Below are 21,982 nucleotides of genomic sequence, written 5' to 3'. Positions count from 1 at the left end.
AATAATAAAAACCACTACCCTACAAAAAACGCTGGAGACTCTGTGATGAATGAGAATATTTGTCTGCAGATAGAGAATAGTGCGCACTACAGGGAGCTCGTCGATAAGCGGCAACGGTTTGCCTTCACGTTATCTATCATCATGTTGGCTGTGTACATCAGCTTTATTTTACTGATTGCCTTTGCGCCTGGCTGGCTGGGGACGCCACTGCATGCGGGAACCAGCGTCACCCGCGGGATCCCGATTGGCGTGGGGGTGATTCTGATCTCCTTCGCCCTGACCGGGGTGTATATCTGGCGGGCGAACGGCGAGTTTGACCGTCTGAATAAGGCTGTACTGCGCGAGGTAAAAGTATCATGAAGAGAGTCCTGACGGCGCTCGCCGCCACGCTCCCCCTCGCCGCCAACGCGGCGGATGCCCTTACGGGTGCAGTCCAGCGCCAGCCAACCAACTGGCAGGCGATCGTGATGTTCCTGGTGTTTGTGGTGTTTACCCTCGGGATCACCTACTGGGCGTCTAAACGCGTGCGTTCACGTAATGACTATTACACAGCGGGCGGGAATATTACCGGCTTCCAGAACGGGCTGGCGATTGCTGGCGACTATATGTCTGCCGCGTCGTTCCTCGGGATCTCCGCGCTGGTGTATACCTCCGGGTATGACGGGTTGATCTACTCCCTGGGTTTCCTGGTGGGCTGGCCAATCATTCTGTTCCTGATTGCTGAGCGTCTGCGTAACCTGGGTAAATATACCTTTGCCGATGTGGCGTCCTATCGCCTTAAGCAGGGTCCCATCCGTACCCTGTCAGCCTGTGGCTCGCTGGTGGTGGTCGCCCTGTATCTGATCGCGCAGATGGTCGGTGCCGGTAAACTTATCCAGCTGCTGTTCGGCCTGAACTACCACGTTGCAGTCGTGTTGGTGGGCGTGCTGATGGTGATGTACGTGCTGTTTGGCGGCATGCTTGCCACCACCTGGGTACAGATTATTAAGGCGGTTCTGCTGCTGTTCGGCGCCAGCTTTATGGCCTTTATGGTGATGAAACACGTCGGATTCAGCTTCAATAACCTGTTTACTGAAGCGATGGCGGTCCACCCGAAAGGGGCGGCAATCATGAGTCCGGGCGGGCTGGTGCAGGATCCGATATCCGCGCTGTCGCTTGGTCTTGGTCTGATGTTCGGTACTGCCGGTCTGCCGCATATCCTGATGCGTTTCTTCACCGTGAGCGATGCCCGCGAAGCGCGTAAGAGCGTCTTCTATGCCACCGGTTTTATGGGTTACTTCTACATCCTGACCTTTATCATCGGCTTTGGCGCCATCATGCTGGTGGGGGCGAACCCGGCGTTTAAAGATGCTGCGGGCGCACTGATTGGCGGCAATAACATGGCAGCGGTCCATCTGGCCGATGCAGTGGGCGGCAACCTGTTCCTCGGCTTTATCTCGGCGGTCGCTTTTGCCACCATTCTGGCCGTGGTTGCTGGTCTGACGCTGGCGGGCGCCTCTGCGGTATCCCATGACCTGTACGCCAACGTGTTCCGTAAAGGTGCCAGCGAGCGTGATGAACTGCGCGTCTCCAAAATCACCGTGCTGGTGCTGGGCGTAGTGGCGATCCTGCTGGGGATCCTGTTCGAGAATCAGAACATCGCCTTTATGGTGGGTCTGGCCTTCTCGATTGCGGCGAGCTGTAACTTCCCGATCATTTTGCTCTCCATGTACTGGTCAAAACTGACCACCCGTGGGGCGATGATTGGCGGCTGGCTGGGCCTGCTCACGGCAGTGATCCTGATGGTGCTCGGTCCGACCATCTGGGTGAAAATCCTCGGTCATGCCACGGCCATCTTCCCGTATGAATACCCGGCGCTGTTCTCCATTGCGGTGGCGTTTATCGGGATCTGGTTCTTCTCGGCTACCGATAACTCCCCGGCAGGCAACCTGGAGCGTGGTCAGTTCCGCGCCCAGTTTATCCGCTCGCAAACCGGTCTGGGTGTCGAGCAGGGCCGCGCACACTAATCCCCCTCCCCGGCCGCTGGTCGGGGATCACACTTTTTTCCCCTTCTGGTGACGTTTATCACGTCACCGGAACCAAAAAAGCCGATGCGTATCACAAGCTTTATCTGTGATTCGCAAAGGCCATCACACTTTCCCGGTTTTCACGCCAATCCTCAGCTTTCGCTCTGCCCCCCGTACAGACAACTCCGGCCACAGTTTTTATTCTTATATCACAGCGACTTGCTCAGGCTGCGGGCGAAACGGTTCAGGCGTTCGGGATTCAGCAGCAGCGGCAGAAACAGCGGGCCGTTGGCGGGCGGGTTCACCAGCCAGCGTTCGAGGGTATCGGAGTAGCGCAGTAATTGTTGCTGATGCTGCGACAGGGTATCAGCAGACAGGCTGTCAGCGCCGTAATGGTCGAGCCACAGGACATCGGTCATCGCAGCGGCGACATGGGAGAACATCTGGCTGTAGATTTCGGCGCTGCGCCAGGCGGCCAGCAGGATCTCCAGCGTGTCGTCCGGGCAAGTTATCCGCGGCATCAGTTCACGCAGGTTTAGCACCGTGCGCGACGCCAGGAAGCAGGCGGCCTCTTTTTCCAGCGCCACCCGCTCGCGCTGCTCTTTACCCAGCGCAGGATCGTCGGTGGGCATCAGCGGCTGCCAGGCGTGCATCCAGTTGGCACTGCGGGTGTCCATATGCAGCAGCAGCTGCGCCTGGGCCACGCTCTCGGGGATCTGGCTTTGATAGTGCAGCCGTCGCCCGAGGAAGTTGGGTGTTTTACACAGCCAGTCGTAGCTGGCACGCAGGATCGCATCGAGCTGATGTTTATCCTGCAGGGATCGAAAGCCAAGCTGATGATGTTCGGCCCAGCGCTCAAAGGGAGTGGGCAGCGTCGAATCGGCGGTCTGGTTGGCGGCGGTCAGGCCGAACAGATTGATAGCGTTGGCGGAATCCATAACCCGGCTGTCGGGCAGCCACTGCCAGCTAACGCGCGAGGTCACGGCTTCAACTTCGTTTTCTGCGGCGCTCAGCGCCCAGCTTAAGCGGCCGCTGATTTCATCGGCCAGATAGCATGGCAGCGCGGTCCAGCCGTAGCCGGTGCCGAAGAGATCGTACTCGATCCACTTTTTATGCCCCGGCAGCGTGGCGATGTGGGGATGGTTGGCAAAACCGGGGTGGTAATCCAGCTCCGTGGCTTTGATTGAGGCGCGCACGTCGTCCGGCAAGGTCGCCAGAATGTTGGACAGCTGCTGTCGCGGCCAACTGTCATCGATAAAGTCGCGCAGCACCAGCTTTTTGCCCTGGCCGCGCAGCAGGCTCCAGACATCATGCAGGCTTTGCTGCCAGCGGGTGGTCTGAAAGCCCGGCGTCGTCAGGCTGAGAATAAGTCCGCTGAGATGCGGCAGCGAATGTAATAGCGGATGCAATATTGCCGAATAGAAATGCTGCCAGAAATCCGGGGCGCTTTTTTCATCGAAGGTCAGTTCGGGAAATTTACGCTTAATAATGTCGTCATTCGGCGCGGCTTCACCCTGCAGCCAGAACGATAAATTATTGTCCGCCAGATAACGGTCGACGCGTTTTAAATACTGCAACGCGTAATGTTGCTGATGAATTAAGTTCTCGACGTTAAGTTTCTGACTTAACGGCGAGGGCGTCGCAAGAACAGAAAGCAGTTCCTGTTGGTGCAGGATGATCCCAGTGAAACCATGCTGTTTCGCGCTTTTAACGCCCTGAATAAACCAGGGCCAGTGCCAGATAAAAGTGCTGTTCAGCTCCATCAGTTGATGCGGAATACGTTTCATGGCGTCACCTTGCTGCTATTTGTGTTGATATCTTAATTGAGGATGCCATGAAAAAATATGCATTAGTCGGTACCGGGGGTCGTGCCGGTTTATATATTTCCGCCATCGGTGGTGCCTGGCGTGATAATGCCAGAATGGTCGCATTTTGCGATACTAATCAGACACGAATGGACTACGCCAACCAACTGTTAAAAAACGAAGGCGCGGAGCCGGTCTCCACCTGGAAAGCGGCGCAGTTTGCAGAGATGATCCGCGAAACGCGGCCGGATATTGTCATCGTCACCACCATGGACCGCACCCACGATGACTATATCGTCCGCGCCCTGCACGCGGGCTGCGATGTGATCACCGAAAAACCGATGACCATCGATGAACAGCGCGCCCTGCGCATTCTCGACGCCATCGAAGCGACCGGCCACACCGTGCGCGTAGCCTTTAACTACCGCTACGCCCCGCACCACAGCAAAGTGCGCGAGCTGCTGATGCAGGGCGCAATTGGCAACGTCACCTCCGTTCACTTTGAGTGGCTGCTGAATACCGAGCACGGCGCGGACTACTTCCGCCGCTGGCACCGTGAAAAACGCAACAGCGGCGGCCTGCTGGTGCATAAATCCACCCACCACTTTGACCTGATGAACTTCTGGCTCGGCAGCTACCCGGAACGCGTTTACGCCGAAGGTAGCCTGCAGTTCTACGGCAAAGAGAACGCCGAGAAGCGCGGGGTGACGCAGTTCTACCCACGCGCCCACGGCTTTGCCGAAGCGCAAGATGACCCGTTCGCGCTGCATATGGCGGACAACGCCCAGCTTAAAGCGCTGTATCTGGACGCCGAGCATGAAGATAACTACTTCCGCGACCAGAGCGTGTTCAGCGACGGTATCACCATCGAAGACACGATGTCGGTGCTGGTGAAATACCAGAATCAGGTGCAGCTGACCTACTCCCTGAACGCCTACCTGCCGTGGGAAGGGCTGAACGTGGTCTTTAACGGTACCGAAGGCCGTCTGGAGATGAAAATTGTCGAGAAGTCCTACGTCAACGCCGGGGGGAAACGCGCCGAAGAGGGCAGCCTGGAAGCCTGCGATATCACCGTCTTCCCGATGTTTGCCGAACCCTGGAAAGCAGAATTTAACCTTGGGGAAGGCGGCCACGGCGGCGGCGATAACGCGATGCTGGCCGATTTGTTCGGCCAGCCTGGCAACGACCCGCTGCAGCGGGCGGCCGACCATCGCGCGGGGGCGATGTCGATCCTCACCGGGATTGCGGGCAATATCTCGATGCAGCAGCAGCGTCCGGTGAATTTTAAGGAGTTTGAGCTGGTGTCGCGCCTGGCGAAACCTTAAGTACCGTATCCCGGCGCGGCAGAGGGCTGCGCCGGAGAGGGGTCAGTATTGAGCCGTTACTCACCTGTTTAATAATAAAAGTCCTGGAGACAATAATGAGTAAACTCGTATCAGGTGTCATCGCATCGCTGTTATTTTCCTGTACCGCTGCCTGGGCGCAGCCCGTTGAGTTACGCATGTCGTGGTGGGGGGGCAACAGCCGCCATCAGGCCACGCTGAAGGCGCTGGAGGCTTTTGAGAAGACGCATCCGGATATCAAAGTGAAGGCCGAATATACCGGCTGGGACGGGCACCTTTCGCGCCTGACCACCCAGATGGCCAGCGGCACCGAGCCGGACGTGATGCAAACCAACTGGCCGTGGCTGATCCTCTTTTCCAAAAACGGCGACGGCTATTACGATCTTGATAAGCTGAAAGCGGGGCTGGATTTAAGCCAGTATCAGGCCAACGATCTGCAATCCACCACCATCAAAGGCAAGCTCAACGGCCTGCCGATCTCGGTCAACGCGCCGGTGTTTTACTACAACGATCTCACCTGGCAAAAAGCCGGGCTGGCGTACCCGAAAAACTGGGATGAGTTCTTTGCCGCCGGGAAAGTGTTCCAGCAAAAGCTCGGCAACAACTATTACCCTTACGCCATGGTCGATCAGGACGTCATTCTGCTGCTCAATGCGTACATGATGCAGACGCATCAGAAGCCGATGTTCAACAGCGACGGCACCTTTGCCTGGAACGAGGCGCAGTGGTCCGAGGCCTTCAGCTTTGTGAAACGCCTGAGCGACGATCATGTGTTGCCATCACCTAAGACCCTCTCCTCTTACGGCAAAGGCAACCTGTATGAGATGAAGCCGTGGATTAACGGCGAATGGGGCGGCCTGTTCACCTGGAACATCACCATCCGTATGTTCGCCAACAACATGACCCCGCCGGCGAAGCTGGTGCTGGGCGACTACGTCATGCAGCCCGGCAGCACCGAGTCTGGTGTGTACTTCAAAACGGCGCAGATGCTGTCGGTGGCGAAATCCACCAAACATCCAAAAGAGGCGGCGATCCTCGTCAACTTCCTGCTTAACGATCCCCAGTCGGTCGAGGCGCTGGGGCTGGAGCGCGGTATCCCGCTCAACAAGGGGGCAGAAACGCTGCTATCCGAGAAAGGGGTGATTGACCCGAACGATCCGGTAATTGCCGGATTGCGTCAGGCGCAGTCGTTGCAAACCACCGTCGTCGCCACGCCGTATATCGAGGATTTGCAGGTGATCGACCAGTTCACCGCCGCGCGCGAAAAACTGGACCAGGGCAAGCAGACCCCTGCTCAGGTGGCGGCCGATTTCCGCCAGCAGGTGGAGCGCATTGTGCGGCGTCTGAACCGTTAGTCATAAGGCGGCTCAGAACATCATCCATGCCACCAGCGGGGCAATCAACACCATCACCACCCCGGAGAGCATCATCACCAGGCTGGCCACCACGCCCTCCTGCGGGCCCAGCTCATAAGAGCGTGCGGTGCCCGCGCCGTGAGATGCCGCACCAAACCCGGCGCCTTTCGCCATCCCTTCACGGATGGCGAGGCGCAAAAACAGCATATCCCCCACCGCCATGCCAAATACCCCGGTCACCACCACGAACAGGGCCACCAGATCCGGCTGTCCGCCGAGCGGTTTTGCCGCCGCCAGCGCAAACGGCGTGGTCACGGAGCGCACCGCCAGGCTACGCTGGATCTCATCCGACAGGGTAAACAGCCGCGCCAGCCACACGGAGCTGGTCACCGCCACCACGGTTGCCGTTAATACACCAGCAGAGAGCGACATCCAGTGGCGTTTGATGATGGCGAGATTGTCATACACCGGTACGGCAAAGGCGATGGTTGCCGGGCCGAGCAGCCACAGCAGCCAGTGCGATTCGCCGATATAGTTCTGCCAGGAGATATGCCCCCAAACCAGCATCATCACCAGTAACAGCGGCGTAAGGACCAGCGGCATCAGCGGCAGCTTTGGGAAACGGCGATACAGACGTTTATTGGCGAAGTAGAGCACCAGGGTAACGGCCAGGCACAGCACGCTAATCTGAAAGTTAGTCATGCTTCTGTCTGCGGATTTCAAAGCGGTAGACTTTATCCACCACCCACGCGGTAGAGCCCAGCACCATCAGGGTGCTCAGGGCGATCACCGCGAAGATGCGCCAGCCATCCACCAGCAACAGCTGGGCATAATTCACCACCGCCACCACCGCCGGGACAAAAAACAGCAGCATTTCGGCCAGCAGCCAGCGGGAACCGGCCCGCACCCAGCGCAGGGGGATAATACGGCACAGGATCAGGCTGAACATCAGCACCATCCCCACCAGATTGGCCGGGAGCGGGAGATGCAGCCAGTCGACAAGGTATTCAGCAAAGACGAAAAGAGCCGCGTACAGCAGTACCTGAACCGGTACCTGGAGTCGTTGCACAACGGCAGGCGTAACGCGAACTGACGCCACGGTCATGGTGAATTCCTTAAAATGAGACGAGGCGCCAGTATAGTGAGCGCACGTAGCTGACAGAAATGAATTAAAATCATCAAAGGTATAGTTTCGAGGAATAATCATGGACATAAGAACGCTGCGTTACTTTGTCGAAGTGTTTCGTCAGCAGAGTTTTACCCGCGCAGCGGAGAAGCTATTTGTCACCCAACCCACCATCAGCAAGATGCTGAAAAACCTCGAAGATGAGCTCAACTGCACCCTGCTGATCCGCGACGGACGCAAGCTGCTGTTAACCGACACCGGCCGGGTGGTGTTTGAGCGCGGGCTGGCGATCCTCGCGGAGTTTCGCCAGCTGGAGGCCGAGCTTGGCGACATCAACCACCTCAACAAGGGGATACTGCGCCTCGGGATCCCGCCGATGGTGGGGATGATGATGGCCGGACCCATCGGCCTGTTTCGCCAGCGCTATCCCGGCGTGGAGCTAAAAATTTCTGAATTTGGCGGCTTAACCGTCCAGCAGGCGGTGATCAACGGCGAGCTGGATCTGGCGATGACCGCCCTCCCGGTGGAGGAGGACAGCGGTCTGACGGCACTGCCGCTGTTCAGCCATCCCCTGTGCGTGCTGGTACCGCGCTCCGGCAACTGGTTGTCGCTCGACACTATCAATCCTGAGCTGCTGGCCGAGCACCCGTTACTGATCTACAACGAAGATTTTGCCCTCAGCCGCCAGCTGATGCAGCTCTTCAGCCAGCACGGCGTCAAACCGCGCATCGCAGTGCGCAGTGGGCAGTGGGACTTTCTGGCGGCAATGGTGCAGGCAGGGGTAGGGATTGCGATATTGCCACAGCCCATCTGCGAGCGGCTGGATAAAAACACGCTGCGCTGGATCCCGCTGCAGAGCGATCTGCACTGGCAGCTGGGGATGATCTGGCGGGAGGGGGTCTATCTGTCGCACAGCGCCCAGGCGTGGCTCAAGTGCTGTGAGGGGTTTTGGGTTTCAAGGTAAAAGCAAAACGGTAACCACCGGGTTACCGTTTTTGATGTCTTCTCTCTCTCCTCGCGGGCTCAGGAATCCCCAGTAATTTTCTTATCCTTAAAGCAATGGAATAATTGCAGGATAATAAGAGACTTACAGCGACTACCTTGTCCGGCTGAAAATCGCCGAAGCGCTTCCTGTAGGCCGGGGCAAGGCGCAGGGATGCGCCGAGAGGGCGTGACCTACATGGATGTAGGATCGCGCCCGACCCGAAGCCGAAAGGAATAAGCTGAGGGTACCGCGAAGCGGCGATTTTCTTGCCGGGAGCCCGGGTAGCCAGGGCGGTGGCGATTGAGCCGCCCTGGCACGTTCACGGGTGACGCGACTGACAGAGAAGCACAACACTTAAAGTGAACGGAACCACCACCGGAGCCGCATGCTCCCCCTCACCCCAGCCCTCTCCCTGAATGGAGAGGGAGCAGACCGTGCCAATTATTTTGTGGGGATCCCTCAACCCCGCGGGTGTACAGTCCGGGGTGAGGGCGTCAGGCCGCACTACTGCTTCTCAATCAACAACGCTTCCATCAAATCGAGATCGTGCAGGAGTTTCTGCAGCGTCTCGTTGCTGATCTCCCGGGTGGCGCGCAGGTGGTACAGCTCTGCGCGCTCAGAGCGCAGCGCGGCCAGGCGGAAGCGGCGTTCGAGATTCTCTTCCAGCAGCGAGCTCTCCGCGTCGTTGCGACCATCCGCGCGGCGGCGCAGGTTACCAATAACCCGGGAACTCACCTCTTTCAGCAGCTGGGTATCGATGTTTTCTTCGGTATCAGCGGCCAGACGCTCCTCCATCTTCTGGATAGCGACGATTGCCACTTCAGCCGTTGCCGCCCGGGCAATCCGCGCCTCTTTATGCTGCTGAACGTGATCGCCCACCTCCATGTGTTGCAGCAGGATCGGCAGCATCACCACGCCGACAAACAGTGAGAAGAGGATTACCCCGGCGGCAAGGAACACCAGCTCATAGCGGGCCGGGAAGACGTCACCGGTAGGCAGCAGCAGCGGAATGGAGAGCACACCGGCCAGCGTGATGGCCCCACGCACCCCGGCAAAGGTGGAAATCAGCAGTTCACGGGTGGACCAGGAGCCAAATTCCATCGGTTTCTTTTTCAGGAAACGCATGCTGAAGTTTTTCATCGTCCACAGCCAGCCAAAACGTACCAGCATCAGCGCGGCGTAAATCAGCACGATATCGGTGAACAGCATCCAGGTTTCGACGTTCGGGTCAGCCTCTGCCGCCACCAGCGACGACTCAAGAATGCCCGGCAGCTGCAGGCCCAACAGCAGGAATACCATGCCGTTAAAGACAAACTCCAGCATTGCCCAGGTACTGTTGGCGCGCAGACGCATCGCCAGCGGCGCAGAGCGCATCACCCCGGAACGGGTGATGGTCATCCCCGCCGCCACCGCCGCCAGAATGCCCGATACGCCAAGGTGTTCCGCAATCAGGTACGAGGCGAACGGCAGCAAGAACAGCAGCAGGATTTGCGTGGCGGGTTCGTCACCGCCCCAGCGGCTGAGGAAACGCAGCGAGCGGCCGTACAGCCAGCTCACCACAAACCCGGCAATAATGCCGCCAATCGCCACTTTAAAGAATTCAACGGTCGCGCCGCCGATGGTGAAGACCATGGTGCCCATCGCCACGGCAACGGCAAATTTCAGTGCGACCAGGCCGGAGGCGTCGTTCATCAGCGCCTCGCCCTGCAGGATACCCATGATTTTTTTCGGTATGCGCCCTTCACCGACGATACCGGACAGCGCCACGGCATCGGTCGGCGACAGTACCGCCGCCAGCGCAAACGCCGGGATCAGCGGGATACCCGGCACCACCCAGTAGATGAGAAAGCCAATCCCCACCACAGTGACGACGACCAGCGCCAGCGCCAGACCGAAGATCTCCCGGCCATGTTCAAGAAATTCGCGGGTGGGCGTTTTCCAGCCGTCGGCGAACAGCAAGGGGGGGATAAACAGCACCAGAAACAGTTCAGGATCAAACTCGACATGCAATCCGAACGTGGGCCACGCCAGCAGAGCACCGATGGCTATCTGCATTAGCGGCAGCGGTAACTGGAAGGGCAGTACGCGGGTGACTACCCCGGAAAGGGAGACCAAAAGGGTCATGATAAGTATTGTGAAGAAGATTTCCATGCGTTCCCTGTTTGCGAGATTTCTGTACGTTTAACTCATTGGCATCTTGCCACAGTGTATCGTCCCCAGAGTAACGCATAAGGCAACGAGATGTGTTCCGAAAATGAAAACGGGCGGCCTGAGCCACCCGTCTTTTTAAGCAGTTGACAGCTTAGATTGCCCAGCCACCCGCATAGAACGCCACCAGTGCGATAGCGATAATCACGGTGCCAAGGTTCAGCTTGCGCCATTCGCCCGAGACCAGACGACCAATCACCAGCGAAGCAAAGCCAATCATGATGCCGGTAACAATGTTACAGGTCAGCACGATAAACACGGCGGTGATCAGCCCCGCCATCGCGTCAACGAAATCGGCAAAATCGATTTTCGCTACGTTGCTCAGCATCAGCAGGCCAACGTACATCAGCGCAGGGGCCGTTGCGTAGGCCGGAACCAGGTAAGAGAGCGGCGAGAGGAACAGGATCAACAGGAACAACACGCCAACGGTGATCGCCGTCAGGCCGGTTTTGCCGCCTGCCGCGGTACCTGCTGCGGATTCGATATACACCGCCGCCGGGGCTGCGCCCACCAGGCCTGAGAATACGCTGCTCAGGGAGTCGGTGGTCAGCGCTTTGCCGCCATCAATAATCTGACCGTCTTTATCCAGCAGGTTAGCCTGACCCGCGACTGCACGGATGGTGCCGGTAGCGTCGAAGACCGCCGTCATCACCAGCGCCAGCACGCTTGGCAGGATCACCGGGTTAAGCGCGCCCATGATATCCAGGCTACCGATCAGCGAGTTACCGTTTTCATCGCTCAGGGATGGCATCGCGAAGACACCAGAGAAATGCACGCTCGGATCGAAAATCAGGCCGACGATGGAGACGCCAACAATCGTCAGCAGGATCCCGCCCGGCACTTTCAGTTTTTCCAGACCGATGATCACCGCCAGGCCAATCAGGGACATGATCACCGGGAAGCTGGCGAAATGGCCCAGCGCAACCGGCAGCCCGTCCAGCGGGTTTTTAATGACCAGACCTACGCCGTTCGCCGCAATCAGCAGCAGGAACAGGCCGATACCGATGCCGGTGCCGTGTGCCACGCCCTGCGGCAGGTTGCGCAGGATCCAGCTACGAATGCCGGTGGCAGAGATGATGGTAAAGAGCACACCCATCAGGAATACCGCACCCAGCGCGACCGGCACGCTGATATGTTGGCCCAGCACCAGGCTGAACGCAGTAAACGCGGTCAGAGAGATGGCGCAGCCGATGGCCAGCGGCAGGTTGGCCCACAGACCCATCACGATGGAGCCGACGCCGGCAACCAGACAGGTGGCAACAAAGACCGCTGCCGGCGGGAAACCGGCTTTGCCGAGCATGCCTGGCACCACGATCACGGAGTAAACCATGGCCAGGAAGGTCGTCAGACCGGCAACCACTTCCTGACGCGCGGTGCTGCCGCGCGCTGAAATTTTAAAGAAGGCGTCAAGTGAACCGCCGGTACGCGCAGAAGGCGTAGACATAGAAAACATCCCCTGAAAATGATAATCGTCGTTTGTAAGCGTGATGGACAATCCACGGCCAGCGAAACGTCATATCCTTGTGCGAAATTTATGACCACCAGGGGGCGTCATAAAAAAGCAAACGTTTAGCTTCGCGCTTACAAATCGGGTGGTGAAATAAAAGCAAACGATTATCCGTCCTGAACACGGGCATTTTCAACTTAACTTTGTCGTTTTCCCCTAAAATTTGATCGGGACGGCGAAGAAGTAGACAGAGGATGCGCAAACGTTATCGTCAATGCGCAATTTGATAACATTTTCAGGGCTCGCCGGGGATCTCCAACGGACCGCCTTGCTGGATCGCCCGCTGCCAGGCCGGACGCATATCGACCTTTTTCTGCCATGCCTGCAGATGTGGGAGATCGCTGATCCCGCCTCGGGACAGCAACGCCATCACCGGATAGCTCATCTGGATATCGGCCATGCTGAGGCGATCCCCGGCAAACCAGCTATGATCCGTCAGCCAGGACTCAAGATAGCGGGCGTGAGTTTCCAGCTGACGATTGAGATACGCTTTTTGTACCCCCTGACCCAATACTTTGCCCAGCGATCGCAGACCAAAAGGGATCGGCGGCTTGCCCAGGCTTGCGAAAACCAGCTTCATCAGCAGCAGCGGCATCAGCGATCCTTCTGCGTAATGCAGCCAGAAGCGGTAGTTCAGCTTAAGCTCGGGCTCCTGCGGCTTGAGCCGTGATTCAGAATCGTAGGTTTCCTGCAGATATTCGAGAATCGCGCCCGACTCCGCGAGGATCAGACCGTTGTCCTCCAGCACCGGAGATTTGCCCAGCGGATGGACTTTACGCAGCGCATCCGGCGCCATCATGTTTTTCTCACGCTGATAGCGGACAATCTGATAAGGCAAAGCGAGTTCTTCCAGCGCCCAGAGCACGCGCTGAGATCGGGACTGATTGAGGTGGTGGACCGTAATCATGGTGATCTCCAGTTAGGCTGACTCACTAACTATAGAAAACTGCACAACATGGCGAAAAAATTTTGCCAGGTTTTTGCCCTTGAAAGCTGGTAAACCTGCGGTCCCGGCCTAGAATTAAATTGTCAGCACAAACCGGAACCTCCAAAAATTGCTCGACTGAGGGGTGTTGATGTCGGGGGAAACCCTCCTGTGAACCAGCGGGATAGAGAGAAAGACAAAGACCGGGAATAAACTAAAGCGCTCTGTTGTGGCGCTTTAGTTTTTTATGCGTTGCAGGAATTAATCCTCTTCCAGCAGCCGCGCGCCGGTCCCCTGCTCGCCCAGCCTGTCGCCAGGGTTACGCAGCGGGCAATCACTGCGCGACAAACATCCGCAGCCAATACAGGTATCCAGTTCATCGCGCAGCGCCTCCAGGGTATGAATGCGCCGGTCCAGCTCCACGCGCCACTGGGATGACAGCATCTTCCACTCTTTGGCGCTCAGGGCGTGCCCTTCCGGCAGGATGCCAAACGCCTCGCCAATGGTCGCCAGCGGGATCCCTATCCGCTGGGCAATCTTAATGATCGCCACGTAGCGCAGCACCTCGCGGGTGTAGCGCCGCTGATTGCCGGCATTGCGAATACTCTTAATTAACCCTTTGCTTTCATAGAAATGCAGTGCCGATACCGCCACACCGCTACGCTTAGCCACCTCACCCGGCGTCAGCAGCGCTTTAATCCGCGGTAATTTCTTTTCCATAAAACCTCTTTACCTCAAGTTAACTTGAGGAATTATACTCGGCCGCAGATAAAAACACGAATCCACAGCGACAGCTATACCCGCAGAGAGGCCGATTTATGTCACATCAGCAGATTGTTCACGCACTTATTGAATGGATGGATGAGCATATCGATCAACAGCTCAGTATCGATGTGGTGGCTAAAAAATCGGGTTATTCGAAATGGTATCTGCAGAGAATGTTCCGCGCGGTGATGCACCAGACGCTGGGCGAGTATATTCGTCAGCGCAGGTTATTACTGGCGGCGCAGGCGTTACGCACTACGCAACGTCCTATTTTTGATATCGCGATGGATTTGGGCTATGTGTCGCAGCAGACCTTTTCGCGCGTCTTCCGCCGCGAGTTTGATCGCACTCCCACCGATTATCGCCATCAACTTAACTAATGGCTGTGCGCCAGTGATGCTGCGACAGGCTGTTGCTGCCAGGTCATAAAGTCCTGCGGCGACATGGCCTTCGCAAAGTGCCAGCCCTGACAGTACTGCACCCCGCGTTTATGCAGCCATGTCACCTGCTCTGCCGTCTCCACGCCTTCCGCGATGGTTTTTAAGCGCAGGCTTTGTGCCATTTCAATGATGTGCTCGACGATCAGATGGCTGGTGCTGTTGGTGGTCAGCGTATCGATAAAGGTTTTGTCGATTTTCAGGATATCGACGTTCAGCGAGTAGAGGTTGTGCAGGTTTGAATAGCCGGTACCAAAGTCGTCGATCGCTACTTCATAGCCCGCCTGACGAAACGCCTGAATAACCGGCGTTGTTTTCGGCACGTCGATAAAGCCACGCTCCGTCACTTCGATTTTGATCTGCTGGGCGCGCACGGAATAGTGCCGGGCCTTGTCGGTAATCATCGCAATCAGGCGTGAAGAGTGGAAGTCCGTGGCAGAGAGGTTAATCGAAATATAGAGATGAGGGTTGCAGGCCAGGAAATGGCCGAGGTCGCTGAACAGCTCTTCCACCACGTAATCCGTAATGCGCTCGCTCATGCCCTCTTTTTCCGCCAGCGGAATAAATTCCACCGGGCTCATAACCGGCCCGTTAAAGCCCGGCCAGCGCAAGAGAGCTTCTGCTCCCACGCACTGATTGGATTTAATGTCGATAATCGGTTGATAGTGCAGACAAAGCTGGCGTTTATTTAACGCGCGATGTAATAAGCGCCCTGGCGAATTAAATTCGCGTCGCGTTCGCGACCACAGTAATAAAATGATGATGCTGCATAACATCCCCAGCGGCAGGGTTAACGTCGCCTGATGATAGAGAGCGGCATAAAATCGCTTATTGGTGGTCGAGACAATTGCGGCGATAGGTCGCTTCGGTGACTGCACCACCGTGTAAAAGCGCCCCTCATGCTGGAAGATGGCTTCATCATCATCAACGAGCTTATGTAATATATTTTCGTTAGCCTGTTCGCTGATCGAGAAAAAAGTATTGGTCACCGTGTCAAATACGCCCCACGCCAGCGAGTGATCGGACGACATCACTTCGCTATAAGTCAGCGGATTGACCACCACCACATAATTGCCTTGCTGCATATATGTCATTTTATATCCCGCGTAGAACGGCGTGTCGCGGTAATAATAGATGGAGACATCCGGCGGGCGAGTGTAATTAGCCACGGGGATGGTGTAGGCGTTTTGCGGAGTACTTAGCGTGGAGCAAAGAAAGTTGCGGTCTTTCGCATAAATTAAATCAGCAATGTACAGACGGCCGCGAACAATATTTAACATATATTGTCGATGCGCTGGCGTACAAATATCACCCGCATATTTTACGGCGTCGTTACGCGCTAAATCAACCTGCTGAATAACCAGCTCAGTTTTATCTAAGGCGAGTTCGGCAAATGAGCGAAGATGGCTGCTGGTTTCGCTGATGGCGCGTTGCTGAGCAAACCATAGCGAAAGCATCACAGGCAGTAAAACCACCATGATGACCCCCGCTATTTTCAGCACCTTGCTCCGCGCGCTTTGATTCATTTCCGCCCTATATCCCTGCTTTTTATGTGCCTGTAGTGATGAAGGCCGGATGCTTTGGTAAACAGGTGATTACGTTGCATGAATCATGCGAAGTTAGCAACAGACTTTTACCCTCAATAACCTAATATTTGGTTATGGCGATAATATTTGTCCGTAAGCCAAACTGAAAGTATTCGTTCCGTTTTTATTAAGTAAAATAATTATCCATTCTGAACGGATGGTTTCAAGATAACCCGGCAGAGGATCGTTGATTAAGTCAAACTAACGGTAGGGTGAAAAAAATACAACATCATCATCAAAATTTGGGCTAATAAAACCTGTATTTGAGTGACATGATTTATAAATAATCAACTGCTGCCACGGTGATCCCTCCTCCTTGTTCGCACTCTCCTGCCCATTCGGCATCCCTCCTGACGGCACCTGGCGCTGAAGAAATGCTGCCTGCAATACCCCTGCTCTTTAGCTGGTCAAAAAAAGGACGTTTTTACCGCCTCTCCTACTGGTGAATAAAAGAACAAATGTGATATAGTTCACATATCTTGTGCAACAAGAAACAATGTTTCATTATTGTGAATTTGAGCCTGCCAATAGCCAGTTTGCCACAGCCTGTGCGCAACGTCGCGCTATACCCGGCGGCGGATATCTTTGAGGATCGGTTTTATGGCAACCATTACCACCGGCGTTCTGTTTGCGCGCTGGGAATTTTTGAGTGCAATGCTGATGTTTCTGGCCAGCACGCTGAATATTCAATTTCGTAAAGCGGATTACGCCGCGCTGGCCGTGGTCAGTACCTGCCTGGGCCTGGCTGCGGCCTGCTGGTTCGCAACCGGGTTACTGGGGATCACTCTGCTGGACGTAGCGACTATCCTGCATAACGTGAAAGAAGTGATGGTTGAGGTGATGAGTCATACGCCGCCAGACTGGCCAATGATGTACACCTGATCCCGACGGCAGAAACAAAAAACCCAGACCGATGTCTGGGTTTTTTGTTTTATTGCGCAACGCAGGTTCTGTTGTTATCAGAACGGGATGTCGTCGTCGAAATCCATTGGCGGTTCGTTAGACTGCGCTGGAGCGGACTGCTGCTGCGGACGAGACTGCGCGCCGCCGCTGAACTGGTTGCCGCCCTGTGGCTGCTGAGGCTGACCCCAGCTACCCTGCTGCTGCTGACCACCGCCTGCCGGTGCACCACCGCCCTGACGGCCACCCAGCATCTGCATGGTGCCGCCGACGTTGACCACCACTTCAGTGGTGTATTTTTCGGCGCCGGACTGATCGGTCCATTTGCGGGTACGCAGCTGGCCTTCGATATAGACCTGAGAACCTTTACGCAGATATTCACCGGCCACTTCTGCCAGTTTGCCAAACAGCACAACGCGGTGCCATTCAGTCTGCTCTTTCATCTCACCGGTCGCTTTATCACGCCAGGATTCGGAAGTAGCCAGCGTAATGTTGGCAACTGCGCCACCACTCGGCATGTAGCGTACTTCCGGGTCCTGGCCCAGATTACCGACGAGAATCACCTTGTTTACGCCTCTGCTGGCCATGATCGTGTCTCCTGAAAACATTTCTTAATAGTGTAAACGCGCGAGTGTACCATTTCCACGTGGTACTCCGATAGTTTCGAAGCATCTTCCAGAGTTCTCACGAACGTTACATTGTTGCACAGGTAATCAGAATTTGCATTCCAATACTGTATATTCAAACAGGTCAAATTGTGTCATAATTAATCGTTTCTGCCGGTTGTCCTTCAAGCAAACCAGGCATTCCGTGTATCTACCTACCGGGAAAGGTGAATGGATAAGATAGAAGTTCGGGGCGCCCGCACCCACAATCTCAAGAATATCAACGTTATCATCCCGCGCGATAAGCTGATCGTCGTCACCGGGCTGTCGGGTTCAGGCAAATCGTCACTGGCTTTCGACACGCTGTATGCCGAGGGGCAACGTCGCTACGTTGAATCGCTTTCTGCCTATGCGCGCCAGTTCCTGTCGCTGATGGAAAAGCCAGACGTCGACCATATAGAAGGTCTGTCGCCTGCCATCTCCATTGAGCAGAAGTCAACGTCCCATAACCCGCGCTCCACCGTGGGGACCATTACTGAAATTCATGACTACCTGCGCCTGCTGTATGCCCGCGTGGGTGAGCCACGCTGCCCGGATCACGACGTTCCGCTGGCGGCACAAACCGTCAGCCAGATGGTGGACAACGTGCTGTCGCAGCCTGAAGGCAAACGCCTGATGCTGCTGGCGCCAATCATTAAAGAGCGTAAAGGCGAGCACGCCAAAACGCTGGAGAATCTGGCGAGCCAGGGTTATATCCGCGCCCGTATCGACGGCGAAGTGTGCGATCTGTCGGATCCGCCAAAGCTGGAGCTGCAAAAGAAACACACCATCGAAGTGGTTATCGACCGCTTTAAAGTGCGTGAGGACATGACCCAGCGCCTGGCCGAGTCGTTCGAAACCGCGCTGGATCTCTCCGGCGGTACCGCGGTGGTGGCCGATATGGACGATCCAAAGGCGGACGAACTGCTGTTTTCTGCTAACTTCGCCTGTCCGATTTGCGGCTACAGCATGCGTGAGCTGGAACCGCGCCTGTTCTCATTCAACAACCCGGCGGGCGCATGTCCAACCTGCGACGGGCTGGGCGTGCAGCAATATTTCGATCCGGACCGCGTGATCCAAAACCCGGAACTGTCGCTGGCAGGTGGTGCGATTCGCGGCTGGGATAAGCGCAACTTCTACTACTTCCAGATGCTGAAGTCGCTGGCCGAATACTACAAGTTCGACGTCGAAGCCCCGTGGGGCAGCCTGAGCCCGACCGTGCATAAAGTGGTGCTGTACGGTTCCGGCAAAGAGAACATCGAGTTCAAGTACATGAACGATCGCGGCGATACGTCAGTGCGCCGTCATCCGTTCGAAGGCGTGCTGCACAACATGGAGCGCCGCTACAAAGAGACAGAATCGAGCGCAGTGCGCGAGGAGCTGGCGAAGTTTATCAGTAACCGCTCCTGCGCCACCTGCGACGGCACCCGTCTGCGTCGCGAAGCGCGTCACGTGTACGTTGAAAATACGCCGCTGCCAACCATCTCAGACATGAGCATCGGCCATGCGATGGACTTTTTCACCAACCTGAAGCTTGCGGGCCAGCGGGCGCAAATTGCGGAGAAGATACTGAAAGAGATTGGCGATCGCCTGAAGTTCCTGGTCAACGTTGGTCTGAACTATCTGTCTCTTTCTCGCTCGGCAGAAACCTTGTCCGGTGGCGAAGCGCAGCGTATCCGTCTGGCGAGCCAGATTGGTGCCGGGCTGGTGGGAGTAATGTACGTACTGGATGAGCCGTCTATCGGCCTGCACCAGCGCGACAACGAACGCCTGCTCGGGACCCTGATCCACCTGCGTAACCTCGGCAACACGGTGATTGTGGTCGAACACGACGAGGATGCGATTCGCGCGGCAGACCATGTTATCGATATCGGTCCAGGCGCAGGCGTACACGGCGGGCAGGTGGTGGCCGAGGGCACGCTCGATGACATTATGGCAGTGCCTGAATCGCTGACCGGCCAGTTCATGAGCGGCAAGCGTCAGATTGCCGTACCGCAACAACGCGTCGCCGCCGATCCGGAAAAAGTGCTGAAGCTGACCGGCGCCCGGGGTAATAACCTGAAAGACGTGACCCTGACCCTGCCGGTAGGTCTGTTTACCTGTATTACCGGGGTGTCGGGTTCCGGTAAATCAACGCTGATTAATGACACCCTGTTCCCGATTGCGCAAACCCAGCTGAACGGTGCGACGCTGGCGGAACCGGCGCCGTATCGTGAGATCCACGGGCTGGAGCACTTCGACAAAGTCATTGATATCGATCAGAGCCCAATCGGTCGTACCCCGCGTTCTAACCCGGCGACCTATACCGGCGTGTTTACGCCAGTACGTGAACTGTTTGCCGGGGTGCCGGAATCCCGTTCACGCGGATACACGCCGGGACGTTTCAGCTTTAACGTGCGCGGTGGACGCTGCGAAGCCTGCCAGGGCGACGGGGTAATCAAGGTTGAAATGCACTTCCTGCCGGATATTTACGTGCCGTGCGACCAGTGCAAGGGCAAGCGCTATAACCGTGAAACTCTGGAGATTAAGTACAAAGGCAAGACCATCCACGAAGTGCTGGATATGACCATTGAAGAAGCACGCGAGTTCTTTGATGCGGTTCCGGCTCTGGCGCGTAAGCTGCAGACGCTGATGGACGTCGGCCTGACCTATATTCGTCTGGGTCAGTCTGCCACCACGCTCTCCGGCGGCGAAGCCCAGCGCGTGAAGCTGGCGCGTGAGCTGTCGAAGCGCGGCACCGGGCAGACGCTGTATATCCTGGATGAGCCGACCACCGGTCTGCACTTTGCCGACATCCAGCAGCTACTCGACGTTCTGCATCAGCTGCGCGATCAGGGCAACACCATCGTGGTGATTGAGCATAACCTGGACGTGATTAAAACCGCGGACTGGATTGTCGATCTTGGCCCGGAAGGCGGTAGCGGCGGCGGTGAGATTCTGGTCTCCGGTACGCCGGAAACCGTGGCGGAGTGCGAAGCATCGCACACAGCCCGCTTCCTCAAACCGCTGTTGAATTAATCATACCGAAAGCTGCTGTCGGGTCATCTCCGGCAGCAGCGCCACCGCCTGCTGATAAGAAGCATCCACCAGGTAGTAAATCTGCGAATCCGGCAGCGAACCGTCCAGATAAACCGTGCTCCAGTGCGCTTTATTCAGGTGTTTGCTCGGATGCACATCGGTGTGCTGCTGACGCAGCAGATCGGCCAGTTCCGGGCTGGTCTTCAGCGATGCCGCCGGGCGCCCCTCCACATCCTTCACCATCGCAAACAGCACATCCGCGACCTTGATTTGCGTTGCCTTCCAGTCGCTGTGCACGCTCTGCTCGGCACCTGGCTTATTCATGCAGTACTGAAGTATCTCCGAAATTGTCATCATTATTCCTCTGAGCGGGATGAGTCCTTCTAAGTGTGCAGCAATACGACGAAAGGTAAAACCCGAAGCACGAAAATCCGATTAAAAAATAAACGACGCCGCATCATGCGGTCAGTATTCTGAGTTGACGACCACCTCTTCGCCAAACGCACCCGCCTGTGGCAGCGGCTTGTAAGTGGAGTTTGAGGCACGCAGCACGCGTATGCCTCTGGCCCCCGCGTCGCGGGCGGCGGTGATATCGCTGTCGGCATCGCCGTAGTAAATTTTGATCTGTTTCTGCTCAAGCGTAGCCACTTTGCTGTTCTGTCGGGATTGCTCCCCGGTAAAGACCACCGGGTTCATGTTCGCCGCCGGGATCATAAAAGCGTCCTGCAGGGTTTTGGTGACGCTTTCAGTTTTGGTCTGGCTGCGCCCGGTAATAAACCAGATCTGGTCCCCGCGCTTCAGGTGAACAGCAATCAGCGCGCGGGCGGACTCTTTAGGGATACTGAATTCATCCCAGCCGTTATTCATTTGCTGCCAGAAAGCGGGGTTTTTCAGGTACGCCTCGCTGTCAGGCGAAAAGGTTTTTTTCCCACGCCAGAAGCCGGGACTGGAAAATAAGACCGTGTCGTCAATATCAAAGCCTACAGCCATCGGCGGACGGCCCATCAGGCTATTTTCAATCTGGGCCACGGAAACCCAGTGGATGGGGGCCTGTTCAGCCAGCTTTGCGGCGGTTGTACCGCTGTACAGCGGCGTGGGTGAAGAGGCCTGAGCGACGACCGGGTGACTAAGCGAGAACAATAAGCAGGCAGCGCTGAGCGCCAGTGTGATCTTGCGCATATTTTCCCCTGAATATTCAGTCTGTTATTTTTTATTTTGAGCGATTGGTCAAAAACACATCGACCATAACCCCGTCAGAGGGGGAAGGAAAGGGAATTTTATCGATAAACCGTCATAAAAAGAGGGGTATCACATTGCGCGGTTTCACCCAAATTCACCTCTCTTCAGGATCGAAGAGAGGTGTGAGTAAGTA

19 protein-coding genes are annotated in these 21,982 nt (G+C 56.3%); 8 read left to right on the top strand and 11 right to left on the bottom strand.

The features are described 5' to 3' along the window. Positions 1-45 precede the first annotated feature (45 nt). Together M8014_RS04325 and actP are read left to right on the top strand one after the other, a co-directional pair. On the top strand, positions 46-360 hold the full coding sequence (locus M8014_RS04325) for a DUF485 domain-containing protein (RefSeq protein ID WP_271281313.1): 315 nt from the start codon (positions 46-48) through the stop codon (positions 358-360). Beyond that, positions 357-2,006, top strand: a complete 1,650-nt coding sequence (gene actP / locus M8014_RS04320; protein ID WP_271281312.1) for a cation/acetate symporter ActP — start codon at positions 357-359, stop codon at positions 2,004-2,006. Before M8014_RS04325 ends, actP begins: the two co-directional genes overlap by 4 nt. Positions 2,007-2,215: 209 nt before the next feature. Here actP and M8014_RS04315 read toward each other — a convergent pair whose 3' ends face one another. Then, complete coding sequence (locus M8014_RS04315; RefSeq protein ID WP_271281311.1) at positions 2,216-3,793, bottom strand: hypothetical protein; 1,578 nt, start codon at positions 3,791-3,793, stop codon at positions 2,216-2,218. Between the two features lie 47 nt (positions 3,794-3,840). Here M8014_RS04315 and M8014_RS04310 point away from each other — a divergent pair, with 47 nt between their 5' ends. Both M8014_RS04310 and M8014_RS04305 read left to right on the top strand, forming a co-directional pair. Continuing rightward, positions 3,841-5,136, top strand: coding sequence for a Gfo/Idh/MocA family protein (locus tag M8014_RS04310; RefSeq protein ID WP_271281310.1), 1,296 nt, complete (start codon positions 3,841-3,843; stop codon positions 5,134-5,136). 92 nt (positions 5,137-5,228) lie between these two features. Beyond that, complete coding sequence (locus tag M8014_RS04305; protein WP_418939596.1) at positions 5,229-6,509, top strand: ABC transporter substrate-binding protein; 1,281 nt, start codon at positions 5,229-5,231, stop codon at positions 6,507-6,509. A gap of 12 nt (positions 6,510-6,521) precedes the next feature. Here the strand turns inward: M8014_RS04305 and M8014_RS04300 are convergent, their stop codons facing one another. Together M8014_RS04300 and M8014_RS04295 are read right to left on the bottom strand one after the other, a co-directional pair. Continuing rightward, positions 6,522-7,211, bottom strand: coding sequence for an LrgB family protein (locus M8014_RS04300; RefSeq protein ID WP_271281308.1), 690 nt, complete (start codon positions 7,209-7,211; stop codon positions 6,522-6,524). After that, on the bottom strand, positions 7,204-7,614 hold the full coding sequence (locus tag M8014_RS04295; protein ID WP_271281307.1) for a CidA/LrgA family protein: 411 nt from the start codon (positions 7,612-7,614) through the stop codon (positions 7,204-7,206). The genes M8014_RS04300 and M8014_RS04295 overlap by 8 nt, the downstream gene beginning before the upstream one ends. Before the next feature lie 100 nt (positions 7,615-7,714). On the opposite strand from M8014_RS04295, the gene M8014_RS04290 reads away from it, so the two are divergent. Next, positions 7,715-8,599, top strand: coding sequence for a LysR family transcriptional regulator (locus tag M8014_RS04290; RefSeq protein ID WP_271281306.1), 885 nt, complete (start codon positions 7,715-7,717; stop codon positions 8,597-8,599). A 525-nt stretch (positions 8,600-9,124) separates the two neighbouring features. On the opposite strand, the gene M8014_RS04285 is transcribed toward M8014_RS04290, so the two are convergent. The 4 genes from M8014_RS04285 to soxR all read right to left on the bottom strand — a co-directional run bounded on the left by M8014_RS04285 (position 9,125) and on the right by soxR (position 13,980). Then, positions 9,125-10,771 (bottom strand): Na+/H+ antiporter, encoded by a 1,647-nt coding sequence (locus M8014_RS04285; protein WP_271281305.1) that lies wholly within the window; start codon positions 10,769-10,771, stop codon positions 9,125-9,127. Between the two features lie 151 nt (positions 10,772-10,922). Continuing rightward, positions 10,923-12,272, bottom strand: coding sequence for a guanine/hypoxanthine transporter GhxP (ghxP, locus tag M8014_RS04280; RefSeq protein ID WP_271281304.1), 1,350 nt, complete (start codon positions 12,270-12,272; stop codon positions 10,923-10,925). A gap of 298 nt (positions 12,273-12,570) precedes the next feature. Further along, the gene (locus M8014_RS04275; RefSeq protein ID WP_271281303.1) at positions 12,571-13,242 is read right to left on the bottom strand and encodes a glutathione S-transferase family protein; all 672 of its coding nucleotides are present in this window, start codon (positions 13,240-13,242) and stop codon (positions 12,571-12,573) included. Positions 13,243-13,521: 279 nt separating this feature from the next. Then, on the bottom strand, positions 13,522-13,980 hold the full coding sequence (gene soxR, locus M8014_RS04270) for a redox-sensitive transcriptional activator SoxR (RefSeq protein WP_271281302.1): 459 nt from the start codon (positions 13,978-13,980) through the stop codon (positions 13,522-13,524). A 98-nt stretch (positions 13,981-14,078) separates the two neighbouring features. Between soxR and soxS the strand changes: the two genes are divergently transcribed. Next, positions 14,079-14,405 (top strand): superoxide response transcriptional regulator SoxS, encoded by a 327-nt coding sequence (gene soxS, locus M8014_RS04265; RefSeq protein WP_271281301.1) that lies wholly within the window; start codon positions 14,079-14,081, stop codon positions 14,403-14,405. On the opposite strand, the gene M8014_RS04260 is transcribed toward soxS, so the two are convergent. Beyond that, positions 14,402-15,988 carry an EAL domain-containing protein gene (locus tag M8014_RS04260; protein ID WP_271281300.1) on the bottom strand — a complete coding sequence of 529 codons (1,587 nt, stop codon included), beginning with the start codon at positions 15,986-15,988 and terminating at the stop codon, positions 14,402-14,404. The two genes, soxS and M8014_RS04260, sit on opposite strands and share 4 nt — an antisense overlap. 660 nt (positions 15,989-16,648) lie before the next feature. On the opposite strand from M8014_RS04260, the gene M8014_RS04255 reads away from it, so the two are divergent. Further along, on the top strand, positions 16,649-16,930 hold the full coding sequence (locus M8014_RS04255) for a YjcB family protein (protein ID WP_271281299.1): 282 nt from the start codon (positions 16,649-16,651) through the stop codon (positions 16,928-16,930). Between the two features lie 77 nt (positions 16,931-17,007). Here M8014_RS04255 and ssb1 read toward each other — a convergent pair whose 3' ends face one another. Next, entirely contained in the window at positions 17,008-17,535 is a 528-nt protein-coding gene (gene ssb1, locus M8014_RS04250; RefSeq protein WP_271281298.1) for a single-stranded DNA-binding protein SSB1, read from the bottom strand. 249 nt (positions 17,536-17,784) lie between these two features. On the opposite strand from ssb1, the gene uvrA reads away from it, so the two are divergent. After that, positions 17,785-20,610 carry an excinuclease ABC subunit UvrA gene (gene uvrA, locus M8014_RS04245; RefSeq protein ID WP_271281297.1) on the top strand — a complete coding sequence of 942 codons (2,826 nt, stop codon included), beginning with the start codon at positions 17,785-17,787 and terminating at the stop codon, positions 20,608-20,610. Here uvrA and M8014_RS04240 read toward each other — a convergent pair whose 3' ends face one another. Together M8014_RS04240 and aphA are read right to left on the bottom strand one after the other, a co-directional pair. Beyond that, positions 20,611-20,964 carry an MmcQ/YjbR family DNA-binding protein gene (locus tag M8014_RS04240; RefSeq protein ID WP_271266336.1) on the bottom strand — a complete coding sequence of 118 codons (354 nt, stop codon included), beginning with the start codon at positions 20,962-20,964 and terminating at the stop codon, positions 20,611-20,613. A 111-nt stretch (positions 20,965-21,075) separates the two neighbouring features. Next, positions 21,076-21,789 carry an acid phosphatase AphA gene (gene aphA, locus M8014_RS04235; RefSeq protein ID WP_271281296.1) on the bottom strand — a complete coding sequence of 238 codons (714 nt, stop codon included), beginning with the start codon at positions 21,787-21,789 and terminating at the stop codon, positions 21,076-21,078. Positions 21,790-21,982: the final 193 nt, after the last annotated feature.

It is taken from the genome of Silvania hatchlandensis, from assembly GCF_025564065.1.
GTDB lineage: Bacteria > Pseudomonadota > Gammaproteobacteria > Enterobacterales > Enterobacteriaceae > Enterobacter > Enterobacter hatchlandensis.
The sequence above is the reverse complement of the archived record's forward strand: the minus strand, read 5'-3'. Positions and strand labels throughout refer to the sequence as shown.